17 protein-coding genes are annotated in these 20,254 nt (G+C 73.9%); 12 read left to right on the forward strand and 5 right to left on the reverse strand.

Annotated features, from left to right (window positions below):
• Window positions 1–101 precede the first annotated feature (101 nt).
• The 3 genes from AC1WTP_RS30185 to AC1WTP_RS30195 all read left to right on the forward strand — a co-directional run bounded on the left by AC1WTP_RS30185 (window position 102) and on the right by AC1WTP_RS30195 (window position 4,501).
• Window positions 102–1,484 (forward strand): FGGY family carbohydrate kinase, encoded by a 1,383-nt coding sequence (locus AC1WTP_RS30185; RefSeq protein ID WP_481652638.1) that lies wholly within the window; start codon window positions 102–104, stop codon window positions 1,482–1,484.
• 99 nt (window positions 1,485–1,583) lie between these two features.
• Window positions 1,584–4,079 carry a sensor histidine kinase gene (locus AC1WTP_RS30190; RefSeq protein ID WP_481652639.1) on the forward strand — a complete coding sequence of 832 codons (2,496 nt, stop codon included), beginning with the start codon at window positions 1,584–1,586 and terminating at the stop codon, window positions 4,077–4,079.
• Window positions 4,076–4,501, forward strand: a complete 426-nt coding sequence (locus tag AC1WTP_RS30195) for a roadblock/LC7 domain-containing protein (protein WP_447136264.1) — start codon at window positions 4,076–4,078, stop codon at window positions 4,499–4,501. Before AC1WTP_RS30190 ends, AC1WTP_RS30195 begins: the two co-directional genes overlap by 4 nt.
• Before the next feature lie 105 nt (window positions 4,502–4,606).
• Here the strand turns inward: AC1WTP_RS30195 and AC1WTP_RS30200 are convergent, their stop codons facing one another.
• Window positions 4,607–6,100 (reverse strand): GH1 family beta-glucosidase, encoded by a 1,494-nt coding sequence (locus AC1WTP_RS30200; protein WP_481652640.1) that lies wholly within the window; start codon window positions 6,098–6,100, stop codon window positions 4,607–4,609.
• A gap of 951 nt (window positions 6,101–7,051) precedes the next feature.
• Between AC1WTP_RS30200 and AC1WTP_RS30205 the strand changes: the two genes are divergently transcribed.
• Window positions 7,052–9,952: a glycoside hydrolase family 48 protein gene (locus tag AC1WTP_RS30205; protein WP_481652641.1), complete on the forward strand. Its 2,901-nt coding sequence runs from the start codon at window positions 7,052–7,054 to the stop codon at window positions 9,950–9,952.
• 282 nt (window positions 9,953–10,234) lie between these two features.
• Here AC1WTP_RS30205 and AC1WTP_RS30210 read toward each other — a convergent pair whose 3' ends face one another.
• Entirely contained in the window at window positions 10,235–10,948 is a 714-nt protein-coding gene (locus AC1WTP_RS30210) for a DUF3159 domain-containing protein (RefSeq protein WP_481652642.1), read from the reverse strand.
• 136 nt (window positions 10,949–11,084) lie between these two features.
• Between AC1WTP_RS30210 and AC1WTP_RS30215 the strand changes: the two genes are divergently transcribed.
• Window positions 11,085–11,972, forward strand: a complete 888-nt coding sequence (locus AC1WTP_RS30215) for a phosphatase PAP2 family protein (RefSeq protein WP_481652643.1) — start codon at window positions 11,085–11,087, stop codon at window positions 11,970–11,972.
• Between the two features lie 3 nt (window positions 11,973–11,975).
• Here AC1WTP_RS30215 and AC1WTP_RS30220 read toward each other — a convergent pair whose 3' ends face one another.
• A complete protein-coding gene (locus AC1WTP_RS30220) occupies window positions 11,976–12,434 on the reverse strand; it encodes a YbhB/YbcL family Raf kinase inhibitor-like protein (RefSeq protein ID WP_481652644.1) in 459 nt (152 codons plus the stop codon).
• A 132-nt stretch (window positions 12,435–12,566) separates the two neighbouring features.
• Between AC1WTP_RS30220 and AC1WTP_RS30225 the strand changes: the two genes are divergently transcribed.
• A complete protein-coding gene (locus tag AC1WTP_RS30225) occupies window positions 12,567–13,235 on the forward strand; it encodes a maleylpyruvate isomerase N-terminal domain-containing protein (RefSeq protein WP_481652645.1) in 669 nt (222 codons plus the stop codon).
• Between the two features lie 119 nt (window positions 13,236–13,354).
• Here AC1WTP_RS30225 and AC1WTP_RS30230 read toward each other — a convergent pair whose 3' ends face one another.
• Window positions 13,355–14,230 carry a DUF1028 domain-containing protein gene (locus tag AC1WTP_RS30230; RefSeq protein WP_481652646.1) on the reverse strand — a complete coding sequence of 292 codons (876 nt, stop codon included), beginning with the start codon at window positions 14,228–14,230 and terminating at the stop codon, window positions 13,355–13,357.
• Complete coding sequence (locus AC1WTP_RS30235) at window positions 14,227–15,210, reverse strand: hypothetical protein (protein WP_481652647.1); 984 nt, start codon at window positions 15,208–15,210, stop codon at window positions 14,227–14,229. Before AC1WTP_RS30235 ends, AC1WTP_RS30230 begins: the two co-directional genes overlap by 4 nt.
• A gap of 368 nt (window positions 15,211–15,578) precedes the next feature.
• Between AC1WTP_RS30235 and AC1WTP_RS30240 the strand changes: the two genes are divergently transcribed.
• The 6 genes from AC1WTP_RS30240 to AC1WTP_RS30265 all read left to right on the forward strand — a co-directional run bounded on the left by AC1WTP_RS30240 (window position 15,579) and on the right by AC1WTP_RS30265 (window position 20,181).
• Window positions 15,579–16,523 (forward strand): sensor histidine kinase, encoded by a 945-nt coding sequence (locus AC1WTP_RS30240; protein WP_481652648.1) that lies wholly within the window; start codon window positions 15,579–15,581, stop codon window positions 16,521–16,523.
• A complete protein-coding gene (locus tag AC1WTP_RS30245) occupies window positions 16,520–17,188 on the forward strand; it encodes a response regulator (protein ID WP_481652649.1) in 669 nt (222 codons plus the stop codon). The genes AC1WTP_RS30240 and AC1WTP_RS30245 overlap by 4 nt, the downstream gene beginning before the upstream one ends.
• A gap of 126 nt (window positions 17,189–17,314) precedes the next feature.
• Complete coding sequence (locus AC1WTP_RS30250) at window positions 17,315–17,644, forward strand: nucleoside triphosphate pyrophosphohydrolase family protein (RefSeq protein WP_481652650.1); 330 nt, start codon at window positions 17,315–17,317, stop codon at window positions 17,642–17,644.
• 124 nt (window positions 17,645–17,768) lie between these two features.
• On the forward strand, window positions 17,769–18,770 hold the full coding sequence (locus AC1WTP_RS30255) for an LLM class F420-dependent oxidoreductase (protein ID WP_481652655.1): 1,002 nt from the start codon (window positions 17,769–17,771) through the stop codon (window positions 18,768–18,770).
• Complete coding sequence (locus AC1WTP_RS30260; RefSeq protein ID WP_481652651.1) at window positions 18,767–19,558, forward strand: SDR family oxidoreductase; 792 nt, start codon at window positions 18,767–18,769, stop codon at window positions 19,556–19,558. The genes AC1WTP_RS30255 and AC1WTP_RS30260 overlap by 4 nt, the downstream gene beginning before the upstream one ends.
• 44 nt (window positions 19,559–19,602) lie before the next feature.
• Window positions 19,603–20,181: a hypothetical protein gene (locus AC1WTP_RS30265; RefSeq protein ID WP_481652652.1), complete on the forward strand. Its 579-nt coding sequence runs from the start codon at window positions 19,603–19,605 to the stop codon at window positions 20,179–20,181.
• The last annotated feature ends 73 nt before the right edge of the window (window positions 20,182–20,254 follow it).

Raw genomic sequence — 20,254 nt, forward strand, 5'->3', positions numbered from 1 at the left:
CGACCACCCTACGCGCCCGCCCGGCCGGCGGGAAGCCGATCGGGCGTACGCCGGCTTCGCCGGCGCTTTGCCACCCAGCCCAGCGGGTACGTTGACCGGCGATGAACATTCTCGCTCTCGACCTGGGCACCTCGTCGGTACGCGGGCTGGTGCTGGACCCGGAGGCCCGGCTGGTGCCCGGTGCGCTGGCCCGGCGCCGGGTGAGCCTGGCCGTCGGCGACGACGGCACCGGCACCCTCGACGCCACCGGCTACCTGGAGCGGCTGGTCGAGTGCCTGGACGAGCTGGCGGCCGACGGCCGGCTGCGCGACATCGGCCTGGTGGCCGTCTCCGGGCAGTGGCACTCGGTGGTCCCGCTGGCCGCCGACGGCGCTCCGCTCGGGCCGGTGCTGACCTGGCTGGACACCCGCGCCGAGCCGGCCGCCGGCGCCCCGGGCCCGGTCGACCCGGGCGCATACCACCAGCGCACCGGCACCTGGTGGCACCGCGGCTACTGGTCGGCCCGGTTGCCCTGGCTGCGGGAGCACACCTCGGCAACCGTTGCCGGCTTCAGCGGCCTGGTCGAGTACGTGCTCGGCCAGCTGCTCGACGCCGCGCCCATGTCGATCTCCCAGGCGTCCGGCACCGGGCTGCTCGACCTGCGCGCGCTGCGGTGGGACGCGGAGGCCTGCGAGTTGGCCGGCGTCCGGCCCGGCGAGCTGCCGGAGCTGGCTTCCGCCGACTGGCGCGGCCGGCTGCGGCCGCCGTGCGCCCGCCGGTGGCCGCAGCTGGCCGAGGCGCGCTGGGTCGCGCCGATCGGCGACGGCGCGGCGTCCAACGTCGGCTCCGGCTGCGTCGACCCCACCCGGGCGGCGGTGACCGTCGGCACGTCGGCGGCGGTCCGGGTGGTCCAGCGGGTTCCGGCCGGAGCCGAGTTGCCCCCGCTGCCGCAGCAGCTCTGGCGCTACCGGGTCGACCACGACCACGTGGTCACCGGCGCCGCGTACTCCTCCGGCGGAAACCTGTTCGCCTGGGCCAACCGGGAGCTGCGGCTGCCCGTCGGAGCGGAGCTGGACGCCGCGCTGGCGCTGGTGCCGACCGACGGCGGCACCCAGCGGGCGAACGTCCGCTTCGGCGGCGACCGGCCGCCCGGCCTGGCGCCGGCCGGGTCCGGGGAACTGCACGGGCTCAGCTTCGGCACCACCGCCGTGGACATCCTGGCCGCGCTGATGCGCGGGCTGTGCGGCCTGGTCGCCGACGACCTCGCCGTGCTGGAGTCCACCATCGACACCCGGGTCGAGGTGGTCCTCGGCGGTGGCGCGGTCACCGCCTCGCTGTGGTGGCGGCAGGCGTTCGCCACCGCGCTGGCGCCCCGTCCGGTGTGGCACCAGCGCAACCCGGAGGTCGGTGCGACCGGCGCGGCGCTGGTCGCGGTGGGGCGGATCGGCGACCCGGTCACGGCGGCCACCATCGGCCGGACGGATGAGCGGCCCTCACCTTCCTGATCCGGTCCTCAGCCGGAGCCGTTGACACAGCTCCCGGGGCTGGTTGGATGGACTGCGCTCCCCGGCTCGCGGCGGACGCGAGAAACGTAGGAGGCATGTGTGGGCGCAGGTCCGGACCGGGCGCACGGCGCGGTGTCCAGCCACCGCCGGCGCCGGTTCGACGTCCGCGTCGTGCCGCACCGGCGCCGATCGCCGTTCCGACTGCGCGACTGGCGGATGCGGACCAAGCTCGCCACCGTGCTGGTCATCCCGTCGGTGGCGTTCCTGGTGCTGGCCGGCGTGCAGACCCGCGCGCTGGTCGGGCGGACCACCGCGTTGAGCGACTTCGCCGAGCAGGTGGGCATCGGCCGGGAGATCACCGCGGCGGTGCACCGGCTGCAGCAGGAGCGGGACCGGGTCGCCGGTGAGCTGGCCGAGCTGCGGCGGGTCGGGTCGGGGGGCGACCGGGACGTCGCCATCGAGGCGCTCAAGCCGCTGGAGAACGCCTCCGACGAGGCGATGCGGGAGCTGCGCCGGGCGGCCGAACCGCTGACCGACGCCGACGCGTCCTGGCGGGTCACCTACTCGGAGGCGCTCGAGGCGTACGACCAGGTGGTCTACATCAGAGCCGCGGTGCCGCCGGCGGTGCTGGGCAGCGACACCATCCTGAGCAACTACCACCGGGCCATCGACGTGCTGCTCAACCTGCTCGCCGAGCCGTCGCCCGGCGAGGAGCACCCGGCGCTCAGCGACGCGGTGCTGCGCTACGTGCAGCTCGCCCGGGTCAAGGAGCTCTCCTCGCGGGTGCGCGCCCAGCTCTACGAGGCCGCCCGGGCCGGCCGGTACGACGTGGAGGACCAGGTCGCGCTGAGTGACCTGCGGGCTCAGCAGTTGACCGCGCTCGGCGCGTTCCGGGTCGCCGCCACCGACGAGCAGATCCGTCGCTACGACCAGACCTCGGTGGATCCGGCGTTCCTCGCCGCCACCCGGCTCGAGGAGCGCAGCCTGCCCAGCGGCGGGGAGCCGGAGGTGCTGCCCGCTCCGGAGTGGTGGGCGGCCAGCGAGGACCGGCAGGATCTGCTGCGGCAGTTCGAGGTGTCGGTGGTGGACGACGCGGTGCGGCAGGCCGACGACGCCAGCGCCGGTCAGCTGCGCACCACCCTGCTGGTGGCCGGCGCGATCGTCACGGTGCTGTTGTTCGCGCTGCTCATCTCCGTCCTGGTCGGACGTTCGGTCGCCCGGTCGATGCGGCTGCTGCGCAGCCAGGCGCTGCGGATCGCCCAGGTGGAGCTGCCCGACGCCCTCGACCGGCTGCGGGCGGTCACCGGGGGCGTGCCGGCCATCGAGGTGGCGCCGGCCGTGGTCCGCTCGCTCGACGAGATGGGCGAGCTGGCCGAGGCGTTCGTCGCGGTGCACCGCAGCGCGGTCAGCGTCGCCGTCGAGCAGGCCACCATGCGACGCAACGTCAACGCGATGTTCGTCAACCTCGCCCGGCGCAGCCAGGTCCTGGTCGAACGGCAGCTGGAGCTCCTCGACGACCTGGAACGGGAGGAGGACGACCCGGTCCAGCTGGAGAACCTGTTCAAGCTCGACCACCTGGCCGCGCGGATGCGGCGCAACGACGAGAGCCTGCTGGTGCTGGCCGGCACCGAGTCCACCCGGCGGTGGAACCGGCCGGTCCGCCTCGGCGTGGTGCTGTTGGCCGCCAGCGCCGAGATCGAGCAGTACCAGCGGGTGCGGCACGAGGCGGTGGCCGACCTGTACGTCGTCGGGCACGCCATCGGCGAGCTGGTGCACCTGCTCGCCGAGCTGCTGGAGAACGCCACCGCCTTCTCCCGGCCGGACACCGCCGTCCGGGTCACCGCGTCGCCCGAGGGGACCGGCGCGCTGATCGAGATCGCCGACCAGGGCCTCGGCATGAGCCCGACGGCGCTGGCCGAGGCGAACGGGGTGCTGGCCCGGCCGCCGGCGGCGGACGTCGCCACCGTCGAGCGGATGGGTCTGTTCGTGGTCAGCCACCTGGCCGCCCGGCACGGGGTCGAGGTGCGGCTGCACGGCGGCGCGGACGGGCTGACCGCCCGGATCCGGTTGCCGGGCCAGCTGCTGGCTCCCGATCCGGGCCCGGAGCTGGACCCGCCGGTGGGGTCCCGGCTGTTCACCGCCGTGTCCGGCCCCGCGAGCCGGGCCCGTCCGGTGGAGCTGCCGGTGGCCGGGCGGCGCCCCGATCCGGCCGTGCCCCGGTCGGCCCGTCCGATGCCCGTACGGGCCGAGGACGTGCTCGCCCCGGCGGCCGAGCCGGGCGGGGGCGGCTGGTGGTCCCGCCAGGGGCCGGCGCCCATCGCGGTCGGGGAGGGCGGTCCCGTCCCGCCGACCGTTCCGCTGACCGGCGGCACCAACTCGCGGGGCCTGCCGGTGCGGGTGCCGATGGCGCAGCTGTCGGCGGTCACCCGGTCGGCCCGGCCGGAGCAGCCGGTCACCCGGCACGACCCGGACCCGGAGGCGGTGGGCGGCATGCTGTCGCGGCTCTACAGCGGCGTACGCCGGGCCGAGGCCGAGGAAACCACAGAGATACCGATGCCGCGCGGCGGCGTACCCACCGAAGGGGGACGACAGTGACGACGACCTTGAGCCAGGAGGCCCGTGACCTGAGCTGGCTGGTCAGCGCGTTCGCGGAGCGGGTGCCGGGGGTGGCGCACGCGGTGGTGGTCTCCTCCGACGGGCTCCTGATCGCCATCTCCGACCACCTGCCCCGGGACCACGCCGACAAGCTGGCCGCGGTCACCTCGGGCCTGATGAGCATCACCGCGGGCGCGGCCCAGATGTTCGACGGGGACGTGGTCAAGCAGACGGTGGTCGAGATGGGACGCGGCTACTTCCTGGTCATGCAGGTACGCGACGGCTCCATCCTGGCCACCCTGGCCGGCGCGGACGCCGACATCGGCGTGGTCGGGTACGAGATGGCGCGGCTGGCCAAGCAGGCGGGGGAGATGCTCACCCCGGCGCTGCGGGCGGAGTTGCAGCAGGCGCTGCCCCGCTGACCGGGCGGGCCGCGCGCCCCCGGACCCCGTGCCGGGTCCGGCGGCGCGCGCCCCCGGGTCCCACCCGGCCCCCGCCGACCGGGGCCGGGTGGGTGGTCGCGACGGTCAGAGGCGGTTCTCGGCGATCACCGTGCGGTACCAGTGGGCGCTGCGCTTGAGCACCCGGCGCTGCGTCGGGTAGTCCACGTACACCAGACCCCACCGCTGGTCGTAGCCCTCGGCCCACTCGAAGTTGTCCAGCAGCGACCAGACGTGGAAGCTCTCCAGCGGCACCCCGGCGGTGATCGCCCGGTGCGCGGCGGCCAGGTGGTCGCGGAGGAAGTCGATCCGCCCGGCGTCGTCGACGGTGCCGTCGGCGCCGAGCACGTCCGGCGTGGGCAGGCCGTTCTCGGTGACGGTGAGCGGGATCGGGCCGTAGTCGCGGGTGACCCGGGTCAGGATGTCGTACATGCCGTCCGGGTAGATCTGCTGCCAGTCGGCCTCCGAGGTGGGCCACCGGCGGACGGTGCCGCCGTCGGCGGTGACGTAGATCGGGGTGTAGTACTGCACGGCGAGCAGGTCGACCGGGGCGGAGATGACGGCCAGGTCGCCGTCGCGGATGCCGCGCACCATCCGGCTGTCCGGGCCGAGGTCGGCCAGGACGTCCTCGGGGTAGCTGCCGCGCAGGACGGAGTCGAGGTAGAGCCGGTTCTCGTAGCCGTCGTAGAGCCGGGTGGCGGCGGCCGCGGCCGGTGTGTCGTCGGCCGGGTAGCAGGGGTGCAGGTTGAAGGCGGGGCCGATGCGGCCGGTGCCCCCGGCGGCGCGCAGCGCCTGGACGGCGAGCCCGTGCGCGAGCTGGAGGTGATGGGCCACCAGGTACGCGGCGGCCGGGTCCTGCCGGCCCGGGGCGTGGTGCCCCGACAGGTAGCCGTTCTGCACCACGGTCTTCGGCTCGTTGATGGTCAGCCACACCGGCACCCGGTCGCCGAGGGCGCGGAAGACCGCGTCGGCGTAGTCGGCGAACCGGTGGGCGACGTCCCGGTTCTCCCAGCCGCCGGCGTCCTGGAGGGCCTGTGGCAGGTCCCAGTGGAACAGCGTGGCCATCGGTGCGATGCCCCGCTCGTGCAGCCCGTCGACGAGCCGGCGGTAGAAGTCGAGCCCCCGCTGGTTCGGCGCGCCGGTGCCGTCGGCCTGGATGCGCGGCCAGGAGATGGAGAACCGGTAGCTGCGCAGCCCCAGGTCGCGCATCAGGTCGAGGTCGTCGCGCCAGCGGTGGTAGTGGTCGGCGGCCACGTCGCCGGTGTCGCCGTTGCGGACCCGGCCGGGGGTGCGGCTGAAGGTGTCCCACACCGACTCGCCGCGGCCGTCCTCCTTGGCCGCGCCCTCGATCTGGTACGCCGAGGTGGCCGCGCCCCAGCCGAAGTCCGGCGGGAAGCGCAGCTGTCCGGCGGGCGCGTCGGCGGTGCGGGTTTTTCGGTGCGGATCACCGTCGGCCGGGTCGTCGCAGCCGCCGGTGGCGCCGACCACGGCGGCGGTCGTGGTGGTGCCCAGCCCGGTGCCGGCGGTGGTGGCGGAGAGCGCGGCGCGGCCGAGCAGGTGCCGCCGGGTGAGTGTCGACATGGATTCTCCTCGTGAGGTGCGTGGCCGCCGCCGGGAGCCGGGAGCGCTCCCAGCATAGTCAGGCGCTGCCAGCCGGTCATCCGCCGGCCGGGCGGGACGGGGTCCCGGGCCGTGGCGGCGACGGGGGTGGCGGAGCGGGAGGTGCGGCGGGCACCGGTGGGTGTGCCGCGGACGGCCCGGGGCGCGCGCGGGCGCGCCGGCCGGGGTGCCGGCGGGGCCGAGGGTGCCGGGGCGGGGAACCGACGGGGTGGGCGGACCGCGGGCGAGCCGGCTGGTGCCGGCGTCGCGGCCGGTCCGGTCGGCCTCTTTTCCCGTCGTGTACGGGGGTTTAGTGTGGGGACGGGGGAGGGCAACCCCCGTCCCCACCGGTGCAGTAACACGCACGGACGGAATTGGCGTCCTGTCGTGCGTGTCGCGCGGGAGCCGGGCCACGCGAGTGGCTTGCGGATCCACCTCCCTCCACTTGGCGGGGTGATGGCTGGCGGCGGCGTCCGGGCTGGCCCGCCGTCAGCCGTCGGGCTGGTTTCCCGGGGCCGTCCGCAGACTCGCTCCGGGTCGATCTTCTTCGTGGAACCCTGTCGATGGAAGCGCTCCCATCGACGATGCTTGCGACTGTAACGCCCGTCACCGCTTTGTGAAAGCCCCTAAACGAGATCGAAACATCTGACTGGTCGTCGAGGCTCTCGCTTGTTGTGGGAGCGCTTCCATGACACACTGTCGATCGACCGCGTCGCGGAGCCAGTTCGCGAGAGCGCGGGTCGCCGAGGGCATCCGGCAGGTCCGGCACGGCACCCGACCCAGCCGGTGAACGCCGCCCGTACGGGCGCCGCCCCGCCGCACCCCCGCCCGGGCCGGGGCCACCACCATCCCCGGGCGCCGCGCCCCGTCACCGGGGCGGGCGCCCCCGCCGGGGTTTCCGCCCCCGGCCTGGTCCGAGGAGACACCGCGCACATGAGAGAGCTACGACGTCGCCGGTTGGCGATGGTCGCGGTCACCGCGCTGGCCGTCGGCGGGGTCACCCTGCCGGCCGGCGCCGCGCAGGCCGCCCCGGCCTGCGACGTGGTCTACGCGACCAACGACTGGAACACCGGCTTCACCGCCAACGTCACCATCCGCAACCTCGGCGACCCGATCAACGGCTGGACCCTGCGGTTCGCCTTCCCCGGCGACCAGCGGGTCACCCAGGGCTGGTCGGCCCGGTGGAGCCAGAGCGGCAACGAGGTCACCGCCACCAACGAGGCGTGGAACGGCAACCTGGGCACCGGCGCCAGCACCAGCATCGGCTTCAACGGCTCGTACAGCGGCAGCAACCCGAAGCCGACCTCCTTCTCGGTCAACGGGGTCACCTGCGGCGGGACGCCGCAGCAACCGCCGACGGTCGGGCTCAGCGTGCCCGCCGGCCCGTTCGAGGCGCCGGCCGACGTGCCGCTGACCGCCACCGCCAGCGACCCCGACGGCACCATCAGCAAGGTCGAGTTCTACCGCAACGGCCTGCTGGTCAACACCGACACCACCGCCCCGTACGGCTACACCCTCGAGGACCTGCCGGCCGGCGACTACACCGTGCAGGCCAAGGCGTACGACAACGCGAACCTGACCGCCACCGCGGAGCGCTCCTTCACGGTGACCCCGGCCAGCGGACCGGTGCTGGTGGCCACCCCGTCCTCGGTGAGCGTGGCCGAGGGCGGCAGCTCCACGGTCAACCTCAAGCTCAGCGCGGCCCCGCCGGGCAACGTCCCGGTGACCCTCGCCCGCACCGGGGACGCGGACATCACCGTCTCGCCCGCCACCGCGACGCTGACCCCGACCAACTGGAGCACCGGGGTGACCGTCACCGTCGCGGCGGCGGAGGACGCCGACACCGCCGGCGGCACCGCCACCGTCACCGCCTCGGCCACCGGGTACGCCCCGCTCGCCATCACCGTCACCGAGATCGACAACGACACCCCGGGCGGCGGCGACAACGAGTACGTCGAGCGCTTCCTGGCGCAGTACGGCAAGATCAAGAACTCCGGGTACTTCAGCCCGGAGGGCGTGCCGTACCACTCCATCGAGACGCTGATCGTCGAGGCGCCCGACCACGGCCACGAGACCACCTCCGAGGCGTTCAGCTTCTGGCTGTGGCTGGAGGCCCAGTACGGCCGGGTCACCCAGAACTGGGCACCCTTCAACAACGCCTGGACGGTGATGGAGAAGTACATCATCCCGTCGCACGCCGACCAGCCGACCGCCGGCGCGGCGGGCACCCCGCAGTACGCCGCCGAGCACGACCTGCCCAGCCAGTACCCGTCGCGGCTGGAGCCGTCGGTGCCGGTCGGCCAGGACCCGCTCCGCGGCGAGCTGCAGTCCACCTACGGCACCGGCGACATCTACGGCATGCACTGGCTGCTCGACGTGGACAACACCTACGGCTACGGCCGGTGCGGCGACGGCACCAGCCGCCCGGCGTACATCAACACCTTCCAGCGCGGCACCCAGGAGTCGGTGTGGGAGACCGTGCCGCAGCCGTCCTGCGACACCTTCGCCCACGGCGGGCGGTACGGCTACCTCGACCTGTTCATCACCGAGTCGAACGCGCCGGCGAAGCAGTGGAAGTACACCAACGCGCCGGACGCCGACGCGCGGGCCGTGCAGGCCGCGTACTGGGCGCTGACCTGGGCCCGGGAGCAGGGCAAGGCGGCCGACGTGGCGGCCACCGTGGCCAAGGCCGCCAAGATGGGCGACTACCTGCGCTACGCCATGTTCGACAAGTACTTCAAGAAGATCGGCAACTGCGTCGGGGCCACCGCCTGCCCGGCCGGCACCGGCAAGGACTCCGCGCACTACCTGATGTCCTGGTACTACGCCTGGGGCGGCGCGTACGAGACGAACCAGAACTGGTCCTGGCGGATCGGCTCCAGTCACAACCACTTCGGCTACCAGAACCCGTTCGCGGCCTGGGCGCTGACCAACGTGGCCGAGCTGAAGCCGAAGTCGCCCACCGCGGTGGCCGACTGGACCAAGAGCTTCGAGCGGCAGCTGGAGTTCTACACCTGGCTCCAGTCCGCCGAGGGCGGCATCGCCGGCGGCGCGACCAACAGCTGGGGCGGGCACTACGGCCAGCCGCCGGCCGGCACCTCCACCTTCTACGGCATGTTCTACGACGTCGACCCGGTCTACAACGACCCGCCGTCCAACCAGTGGTTCGGCATGCAGGCCTGGTCGATGCAGCGGATCGCCGAGCTCTACCTGCAGACCGGCAACGCGAAGGCCAAGGCGCTGCTGGACAAGTGGGTGCCGTGGGCGATCGCCAACACCACGCTCGGCGCCAACTGGTCGATCCCGTCGGACATGACCTGGAGCGGCCAGCCGACCACCTGGAACCCGACCAACCCGCAGCCCAACACCAACCTGCACGTCCAGGTCACCACCAAGGGCCAGGACGTCGGCGTCGCCGCCGCCTACGCCCGCACGCTGATCGCGTACGCGGCGAAGTCGGGCAACACCGCGGCGAAGAACACCGCCAAGGGGCTGCTGGACGCCCTGCACGCGGCCAGCGACGCCCAGGGCGTCTCGACCACCGAGAAGCGGGGCGACTACCGGCGCTTCGACGACGTCTACGACGCCAGCACCGGCCAGGGCCTCTACGTCCCGCCGGGTTGGACCGGCACCATGCCCAATGGCGACGCCATCGCCCCGGGGAAGAGCTTCGTCGACATCCGGTCCTTCTACAAGAACGACCCGGCCTGGCCCAAGGTCCAGGCGTACCTCAACGGCGGCGCCGAGCCGACCTTCAACTACCACCGGTTCTGGGCCCAGGCCGACGTCGCCATGGCGTACGCCGACTACGGACACCTGTTCCCGAACGGCTGAACCGGCGCTCCGGGTGGGCGGCCAGACCGCCCACCCGGAGGCCGACCGGGTGGCAGGAGAACGTGGGCACCCGGGTCGGCAGGCGGCCTGACACCCACGGTCAGGCCGGGGTGGGCCGGCCATCCGGCCGACGCAGCGGGTCGGCCGGCCCACCCCACCGCCCGGGCAGTCGCGGACACCGAAAAAGGCCGGAAAAAGAGGCCGTCACGGGATCACGCGCGCGACCGGGACGGAGTAACGTACCTCACCGGAGAGGCCGCTCCCCCCGTGGCGGCCTCTCCCTTACTTTTCCGGTGCCCCGGCCAGTTCGTCGGCCCGGTCCACCGGGTGACGCAGCCCCGGATGCCCCTCCGGCAGCGACCGGCGCACCACCACCCAGCTCACCGCCAGCGAGGCGGCCACCAGCGGCCAGCTCAGCGCCACCCGGGCCACCGTCAACGCGAGCACCTGCCCGGCCAGGTAGAGCGGCAGGAACACCGCCACCCGCAGCACGTAGCTCGCCGCCCAGACCCAGCTGGCCCGCCCGTACGCGCGCAGCAGCGCCGGGTCCCGCCGCCAGCGGCCGCGCTGCCGCAGCGCCACCCCGACCACCACCCCGAGCAGCGGCCACCGCACCGCGATGCTCACCGTCCAGGCCAGCGCGCTCGCCCCGTTGGACAGCAGTTGCAGCAGGAAGAAATCCTCGGCCCGGCCGGTCCGCAGGGCGATCAGCGCGGCCACGCAGACGGCCAGCAGCCCGACCAGCACCGAGCGCGGCCGGTCGCCGCGACGCAACCGCCAGCCGGCGATCACCGTGCCGGCGACCACGGCCGCGCCGATCCCGGCCCAGAGCGAGTGCCCGCCGAGCAGCCAACCGGCGGCGAACGCGACCGGCGGCAGGGTCGCGTCGACCGCGCCGCGGCGGCCGCCGAGCAGCTCGGCGAGCGATTCGGGCCGTTTCGCCGGCACCTCCGACCGCTCCCCGGACGGCGTGGTGTGCTCCGGTCCGCTGGCCACCCGTCACCTCCTCCCGTCCGCCCCAACCTAGTGCGGTTGTCACCACCGTCCACCGGGTACCCGTCGCGGTGTGGTTGATCGATCGGGTGCCGGCCTGCGGGCTGTCGCCGGACCGCGGCAGCGGCCCGGCTACCGTGTGCGGGTGCGCACGACGGCAAGGGGTGGGACGGCGGTCTGGTTGGTCGTGATGGCCATCGTCCAGGCGGCCGCCTTCCTCGTCGTGTGGCGGATCGCGGTGCACACCGGCATCGGCCAGTGGGTCGACACGGTCGCGCTGACCGGCAACCGGATCGGCCAGGACCGCATCGACGGGCCGGTGGACCGGATCCTCAACGCCATGTCGGTGGTGTCCCTGCTGGCGACCACCGCGGTGATCGGCTTCATCGCGCTGATCCGGGGCCGGATCGCCCTGGCCGTCACGGCCACCCTGCTGATCGTCGGCGCCAACATCACCACCCAGCTGCTCAAGCACGGCCTGGACCGGCCCGACTACGGCATCGACCTGCAACGGGCGTACGCCGGCAACAGCCTGCCCAGCGGGCACGCCACGGTCGCCGCCTCGGTGGCGGTGGCGCTGGTGCTCGTGCTGCCCCGCACGATCCGGGCGCTCGGCGCGTTCCTCGGCGCCGGCTACGCCGCGATCGCCGGGGTGGCGACCCTCTCCGCCGGCTGGCACCGGCCCAGCGACGCCGTGGCGGCGTTCCTGGTGGTCGGCGTCTGGGCGGCGCTGGCCGGGCTGCTGCTCCTGGTCACCCAGCGGGAACAGGCCCGGGTGGAGTCGGCCGACGGGCACCGGGTCGCCGCCGCGGTGCTCGGCATCGGCGGCGCGCTCGCGGTGGTGGCCTGCGCGCTCGCTCTCTCCTGGCTGGTCGACCTGCGCGCCACCCCACCCGACGAGCTGTCCCGGCGACCACTGTTCATCGGCTACGCCGGCAGCGCCGCCGGCATCGCCGGAACGATGGGCCTGGTGATGGCGCTGGTGCTCACCGCCGTGCACCGGCTGGTGCCACGCCGCCCGGGCTGACGCTCAGCGCGAGCGGGAGTAGGTCCCGACCATCGTGCCGCTGGCGAATTCCTTGTCGGTGAGCGCCCGGTAGACGTCGGGCACCTGGGGTGAGTCGGGCAGTTCCAACGGCCGCTCCAGCGCGTACAGGCGGAAGAAGTAGCGGTGCGGATCGTCGCCCCGCGGCGGCTGCGGACCACCCCAGCCGGTCTCGCCGAAGCCGTTGGGCCACTCCCGGCCGCCCAGGGGCACGCCGCCCTCCGGCGAGCCGTCCGAGGTCCGCGAGATCCCGGTGACCAGCCAGTGCAGGAACGGTGTCTTCCCCGCGTCCGGGTCCTCGACGAAGAGGACCAGCTCGACCGCGGACTCCGGCACCTGCGCCCACTGAAGCGGCGGCGAGACGTTGTCGCCGTCCCGAGCGAAGCGATCCGGCAGCCGGTCGTGGTCGTTGAACGCGGTGCTGCGCATCATGATCCCGGCCATCCCTGATGCTCCTCTCCGTCGGCCCGGTCGCGCGTACCCGCCGGGCGGGCGCCGAAACGGCCGGGTGCGGCCCGGACGGTCGCGGCGCCTGTGCGAAGGTACGGGCGGCCGGCGGCGACGGGGGAGAATCGGGTGGAGACGGTACGTACCGCGTTCCGGGACGAGTGCGTCCGGCTGGGCGAGGTGCTGCGCGAGCTCGACGAGGCGGATTTCGACCGGCCCACCGACTGCCGGCCGTGGGCCGTGCGGGAGCTGCTCGCGCACGTGCGTACCGGCGTCGGGCGGCTGGCCGACATGCTCGCCGCGCCGGCCCCGCCCCGCGCCGAGGTGGACGCGGCCGGCTACTACGGCGCCGCCAAGTTCACCCCGGCGGTGGACGCCGACCGGGTCGACGCCGGCCGGCGGGAGGCCCGGGAACTCGACGGCGCGGCCCTGGTGGCGGACGTCGACCGGGCCTGGCGTGCCACCCTCGACGCGGTCGACGCGGCCCCGCCGGGCCGGGTGGTGCGCACCCGGCACGGCGACGCGATGGAACTCGGCGAGTTCCTGCGTACCCGGGTGGTGGAGGTCGCGGTGCACGGCCTGGACCTGGCAGCGGCGCTGGACCGGCGGCCGTGGCTCACCCCGACCGCGGCGGAGGTGGTCGCCGACCTGCTCACCGGCGGCCGCCCGGTCCCGGCCGAGCTGGGCTGGGACCGGCTCACGCTGATCCGTAAGGCGACCGGCCGGGCCGACCTCACCGACCGGGAGCGGGCCGCCGTCGAGGCCGCCGACTTCCGCTGGCTGTCCTTCGGCGGCTGACCCGGCTCCCCCGGCTGACCGCCGGTGATCCGGTCGGTGCGGCCGGGAACGCTGCCGCCCCGCGACGCGGCGCCGAAGCGATCCGGCCGGCGGCCCGCGTCGCTGGCCGCCCGCAGGCGTCAGGCCAGCGGATCCGCCGCCGCCCGGGGAGCCGGCACCTGCGGCACCGCCTTGCGCAGGTGGTCCAGCACCAGCGGGTCGATCCGCCCCGGCACCAGCCGCTCCTCCAGGTTCTCCATGCCGGCCCAGGAGAAGAGCGCCGCCTCCGGGTCGGCCGGGTCGACCGGGTGGCCGAGCGTGGTGAGCAGCGCGCCGACCTCCGCGGCGACCGCGCCGGTCAGGTCGAGCAGGGTGGCCGGGTCGGGCCGGCTGAACAGCATGGTGTGCACCGCGAGCAGCCGGCCCAGCTCGGTCACCGGGTCGGGGTGGTCGTCCACCCGCAGGTCGATCAGCACGTCGCTGGTGCCGCCGTACCCGCCGCCGCGCTCGACCACCAGCAGCCCGGCGCTCTGCCGCCCCCGCCGGTCACCGCCGGCCTGGTCGCCCGCGCGCAGCGCGGCGAGCAGCCGGTCGGGGAAGGGCAGCACGCCCCCGCCCAGCCAGGCGTCCCGCACCGCGTCGATCACGTGCGGGCCGGCCAGGATGTTGCCCTGCGCCGCCCAGCCGTCGCCGGCCTGGCCGCCCGCCCAGTTGTGGCACTGCTCGCCGGTGAAGGTCGCGCCCGGGCCGGTGGCGGCGACCACGCCGAGCTGGCGATGGGCCCGGTCCGGGTCGGCGGCGACCAGCCCGGCCACCACGTCGGCCGCGGCGACCCCGGTGCGCAGCATGGTCAGCCCCTGCGGCCGGTAGGCGAGGTTGACGTGTGCCTGGGTGGCGAGCGCGCCGACCTCGGCCTCGGCGGCCGGGACGAGCGCCCCGGCGGCGAGGAACTTGCTGGCCACCGCCACGCCGTGCAGGCGGCCGTCGGCGGAGCGGGCGACGATCGAGAAGGTCACGCGTGGAGGCTAGCGCTTCTTGGCGGGTACGCATCGGCGGTTCTGGATGCTCTGGACGGCGGGGTCGCCGCCGCCGGCGGGCTGTCGGCGACCGGCTGAACGGTGCCCACTGCCACGGCGGTCTCCGAGGGCCGCCCTCGCGGGTGCTCGCCGCGCCCCCAGCGCGTCCTGCCGCCGGGTTTGAAGACGGAGAGGATCGTCGCGGTCCAGAGCAGGGCGAGGAACAGCGCCATGGCGCCGACCAGCAGGATTCCGGTGCCGCCGGGTTCGGCAACCGGGTCCTCGCTGCGCGCCACCAGTTCGTCGATCCACGGGCCCTCGAAGGTGGCGAGGACCGGCAGACTGAGCGCGATGATCAACTTGGCGAGTACCCAGCGGTGCTTGACCAGCCCCCAGGGTGTGCCGAGCGATACCACCACACCGGTGATGATCGCGAGGAAGACGCTCGGGATCGCCAGCGCGAGGTTGAACGTGTCCATGAGCACGTAGGCGCCATGCCGCACCTCGTGCCTGTCGGTGGTGACCCCGACGACGGAGAGCGTGAGCATCGCGAGGGAGATGCCCAGCCAGCCGACGCCGATGCCGATGTGCAGCGTCAGCCACACCTTGCGCGACATCCGTCCGAGCCGGGGGAAGCGCGGCTTCAGCCCGACCGTGATCACTGCCGACAGCAGCATGCCGAGCCACGGCAGCTGATGGGCGAGCAGGAACAGGAACTGCGCGGGAATGAAGAGCAGGTGGAAGACGATCAGGATCCGCCGGGCCCGGCCGGCGCCCGCCGCGCGGCCGAGCGCGTACCAGGTCCCGAAGGAGAGCACCGCGGCAACTGCGTACCCCGCTGTCCCGGCAGTCTGGAACAGGGGATGGTGGGCGTCCTGCCGCAGTGCGATCAAGGCCCCCGCGAGGAGTGCGAAGACCCCGAAGGCGAACTGCAGGTTTCTGGGGCCGAGCCACCGGCCGAGCCGTTCTTGGATGACCATGCGACCAGCGTTGCCGGTCGTCGCGTGCCCGGACGTCGGCCGATCCGGGAATGCGGATCATTGGATCGGCCGAGATTCCCCGGTGTCGGGTACAACTTTCTGCTGACGCGGCACACCAGCGGGAGTGCCTAGCCTGGAGCACGATGACTGCGCACGACCCGCACCCGGCGGTGCCCTGGTCCCGCCGCCCTGTGACCGACACGGCAGTGGCGCTCGTCGTCGCGGTGTTCACGGCGACAGGCGAGTTCGGCACCGACTTCTTCGGGCCGACTCTTGCCGGACTCGACGACCGCCTCCCGCCGCTCTGGCTCGGCGTCCCGCTCGCCGTGGGAGTCGGGCTGCTGACCGGGTGGCGGCGCAGGCTCCCGGTGGTCGCGCTGGCGGGATCACTGCTGGCGAACGCTCTCGTGCCAGCTCATACGGCCGTCGCGGTCGCGCTGTACACGCTCGCCGAGCGCACCACCGCATGGCCCAAGGTCACCGCCGGTACGCTGGCATCCGCTGTCCTCGTGGGCATCCCGATCTGGCAGTTCGCCGGAGCCGACGGTGCGATTCCGATCAGCATGGCGGTGTGTGTCGCGCCGGCGCTTCTGGGCATGTACGTCGGCACCCGGCACGAACTGGTGGAACGCATCCGGGAGCGGGCCGAACGCATCGAACGTGAGCAGCAGCAGCGCGTTGCCCGCGCCCGAAGCGACGAACGGGCTCAGATCGCCCGTGACATGCACGACCTGGTCACGCACCGGGTCTCGTTGATGGTGCTGCAGGCCACGGCGCTGGAGGTTGCCAAGGGCGAGGAAGCCGTCACCATCGGACAACAGATCGGAGCGACCGGACGCGAGGCCCTCGCCGAACTCCGCTCCTTGGTGGCCGTCCTGCGCAACGACGACGAGGCCCCGCTCAGTCCGCAGCCGGGACTGGCCGATCTGGACGGCCTGATCGAGGAGTCCCGACGGATCGGCATCCCCGTCACCCTCGACGTGGCGAACCCGGCGGGAGAACGGCCCCCGTTGATCGTGGACCACACGGCCTACCGCTTCGTCCAGGAGGCGCTGACCAACGTGCACAAGCACGCACCGGGAGCACGGACCCGGGTACGCATCCAGCAGACCCCGCAACTGCTGCGAGTGTCGGTCAGCAACGGACGGGGGCGGCACGTCACCGATGCTTCACTGCCGGTCGGCGGCCACGGGCTGCTCGGGCTGGCGGAGCGGGTGCGGCTGGTCGGCGGCGAGTTCACCGCGGGCCCCACCTCCGACGGCGGCTTCGAGGTGATCGCCGAGGTGCCGATCTCCCGGGGGGAGGAGCGGTGACCTCTCCCATCAGTCCGGTCAGGGTTCTTCTCGTCGACGACGAGTGGATGGTGCGTGCGATGCTGCGCACCATCATGGAGGCGGCACCCGACATCACGGTGACGGGCGAGGCGTCCGACGGCGTCGAGGCCGTCGCCCTCGCACGGACGCTCCAGCCCGACGTCGTGCTCATGGACATCCGGATGCCCCGAGGCGACGGGCTGACGGCGACCGAGCGGATGGCCCGGCTCCACCCGCCGCCGTACGTCGTCGTGCTCACCACGTTCGACCTCGACGAGTACGTGCACACCGCGCTGCGCAACGGCGCCGTCGGATTCCTGCTGAAGGACGCCTCGGCCGACGACATGCTCGCCGCGGTGCGCAGCGCAGCGCGCGGCGACGCGATGATCTCCCCACGCATCACCCGCAGGCTGCTCCGGAAATTCGCCGAGCCGACGCCGGACCGGCACAGCGACGCCGAGCAGCGGCTGGCCGTGCTCACGGACAAGGAACGGGAGGTGCTGGTCGCTGTCGGCGGCGGTCTGTCGAACACCGAGATCGCAGCCACGCTCTACATGAGCGAGGCGACGGCGAAGACCCACGTCAGCCGGATCCTCGCGAAGCTGGACCTCGCCAACCGGGTGCAGGCGGCGATCCTCGCCCACCAGGCCGGCCTGCTCGACTGATCCTGGCCCACCGCATGATTCCGGCCCACGGCCAGGCAGAAGATCGCGCGGTTGTGCTTTCGCCGGCGGCCTTCCTGCGGCCGTAGTCGGGCCCGGCCGGTCGGGTGGGAGGCATACTGGCCGGCCATGGACCTGGATGAGTATCAGCGTGGGGCCCTCCGTACCGCCGCCCCACGTGACAAGAGGAACGAGCTGCTCCACCTGGTGCTCGGGCTGGTCGGCGAGTCGGGTGAGATCGCCGAGAAGTTCAAGAAGTGGGTCCGCGACCTCGATAGCGAGGAGTCGCGGATCGACCGGGCCGACATCGCCCAGGAACTCGGTGACGTGCTCTGGTACGTGGCGGTGCTCGCCGACTACCTCGACCTGTCGCTGGACGACATCGCGACGGCCAACCTGGCCAAGCTGGCCAGCCGCCAGGGCCGTGGGGTGCTCGGCGGCAGCGGCGACAACCGCTGAGCCGGGGTTCGTCTATGTGGTCGTCAAGCCGCGGTGCCGTCCGGCAAGCGGGAAACCGGCGAGCGGAATCTTGATCCGGGTCGCGGCGAGCGGGCACGATCGACCGGTGACGAATCGATGGGGAATGACGGTGCCGCTGGGCGGGATCCCGCTGGCCGACCACGCCGCGGTCTACGCCGTCCTCGAGAAGGCCGGGTTCACCGACGTCTGGTCGTCTGAGGTCAACGGCGCCGACGCGTTCACTCCGCTGGCGCTCGCCGCCGCCTGGCAGCCCCGGCTGCGCCTGGGCACCGCGATCACCCCGGTGTTCACCCGGGGCCCCGGGCTGCTCGCGATGAGCGCCGCCGCGCTCGCCGAGGCCGCGCCCGGCCGGTTCGCGCTCGGCATCGGCGCCTCCTCGCCGGTGGTGGTGGGGGACTGGAACGCCGTGCCGTTCACCGAACCGTTCCGGCGGACCCGGGACGTGCTGCGCTTCCTGCGGGCCGCGCTGGGCGGGGAGACCGTGGACGCGGTGTTCGACACCTTCACCGTCCGCCGGTTCGCCCTGGAGCGGCCACCGGCCGTGCCGCCACCGGTCCTGCTCGCCGCGCTGCGCCCCGGCATGCTGCGGCTGGCCGCCGCCGAGGCCGACGGGGTCATCCTCAACTGGCTGGCCGCCGACGACGTGCCCCGGGCGCTCGCCGAGGTCGGCGAGCGGCGGGCCGGCTTCGAGGTGGTCACCCGGATCTTCGTCTGCCCCACCGAGGACGCCACGCACGCCCGCGCGCTGGGCCGCCGGCTGATCACCAGCTACCTCACCGTCCCGGCGTACGCCGAGTTCCACCGCTGGCTGGGCCGGGAGGAGGTGCTCGGGCCGATGTGGCGGGCCTGGGCGGCCGGTGACCGGCGCGGCGCCGGCGCGGCGGTGCCCGACGAGGTGGTCGACGCGCTGGTGCTGCACGGTTCACCGGAGCACTGCCGGGACCAGGTCGCCCGCTACGCCGACGCCGGGGTGGACGTGCCGGTGCTGGCGCTGCTGCCCACGCCCGAGTTGACCGCCGGCGGCGCGGCCGCGCTGACCGATTTGATCGGCCGGCTCGGCCCCGCCCCGGTCCCGGCGGCCGGCGGGCGGGAGGTGCGGAGATGAACCTGACCGACCGGATCGCCGTGATCACCGGCGGGGCCGGCGGGATCGGCTCCGCGCTGGCCCGCCGGTTCGCCGCCGAGGGCGCCGCCGCCGTGGTGGTGGCCGACCTCGACGCCGACGCGGCCGAGGCGGTCGCCGCCGGCATCGGCCCGGTCGCCCACCCCGCCGCCCTCGACGTCACCGACGAGGGGCAGGTCCGCGCGCTGGTCGCCGACACCGAGCGGCGGTACGGCCGGATCGACCTGTTCTGCGCCAACGCGGGCGTGGCCACCGGCGGCGGAGTGGAACTGCCCGACGCCGACTGGGAGCGCGCCTGGCGGGTGAACGTGCTCGCCCACGTCTACGCCGCCCGGGCGGTGCTGCCCGGGATGCTGGCCCGCGGCGGCGGCTACCTGCTCGCCACGTGTTCGGCGGCGGGCGTGCTGACCGCGGTCGGCGACGCCCCGTACACCGCCACCAAGCACGCCGCGGTCGGTTTCGCCGAGTGGCTCGCGGTCACCTACCGGGACCAGGGCGTGCGGGTCAGCGCGCTCTGCCCGCAGGGGGTGGACACCCCGATGCTCGCCGACGGGCTGGCCGCCGGCCACCTCGGCGCGCGGGTGATCGCCGCGTCCGGCGCGATCCTCACCCCCGACCACGTCGCCGACGCGGTGATCGCCGGGCTGGCCGAGGAGCGCTTCCTCATCCTGCCGCACCCCGAGGTCGCCGGATACGCCCGCCGCCGCGCCGAGGATCCCGACGGCTGGCAGGCCGGCCTGCGCAAACTCGTCCGCCGCCTGCGCGCCTGAGGGCGTCGTCGCCCGCCTTGTGTCGCGGCTGCACACTGGACGCCATGGAGGCTGTCCTCGGCTCACTCGTGGGGGGTGTGCTCGCGATCGCCGGTGGGCTGCTCGTGGCTCTGGCGACCGTCCGGCACGATCGGACCCGGTGGCGACGTGACGCGGAGCTGAAGGCAGCGATCGACCTGCTGTCGGCGCTCCAGTCCCTGGTCCGGCGCCTGATGAACCTCGCCTACCTGGAGGACAAGCGGAGCGACGAGGCGTCGGCCGCGATGGAGCACTACCGGGAGGCGACGGTCGCCTGGAACAGCGCCATGTACGCCGTGCTGCTCGTCGGTTCGCCGGCCGGCACCGCCCTGGTGCCCAGCCTCGACCGGGAGGTCGACCGACTCTGGGAATGTGCCATGTCCCGCCGCTGGACCAGGGACGAGTACCGCGAGGAACGCAAGGCCCTCGGCCAACTCGCCGCACGGTACCTGGCGACGACGCGCAAACTGTCGGGACACGACGCGATCGGGCTTCGCTCGGTGTGGACGTGGGACGACGTTCGCGCGACGGCACCGGGAAGATCGGCGGGTGATCCCGCCCACGACGCCTCGCGCCCGGGTGCCACCTCGACGGTGAAGGCCTAGACGAGTAGTTCCGAATCCCGGTCAGTGGTCGTAGGCGATCAGTGACCGGGTGACGGGTGCGCCGGTCTTGTTG

Source organism: Micromonospora sp. R311 (assembly GCF_056780015.1).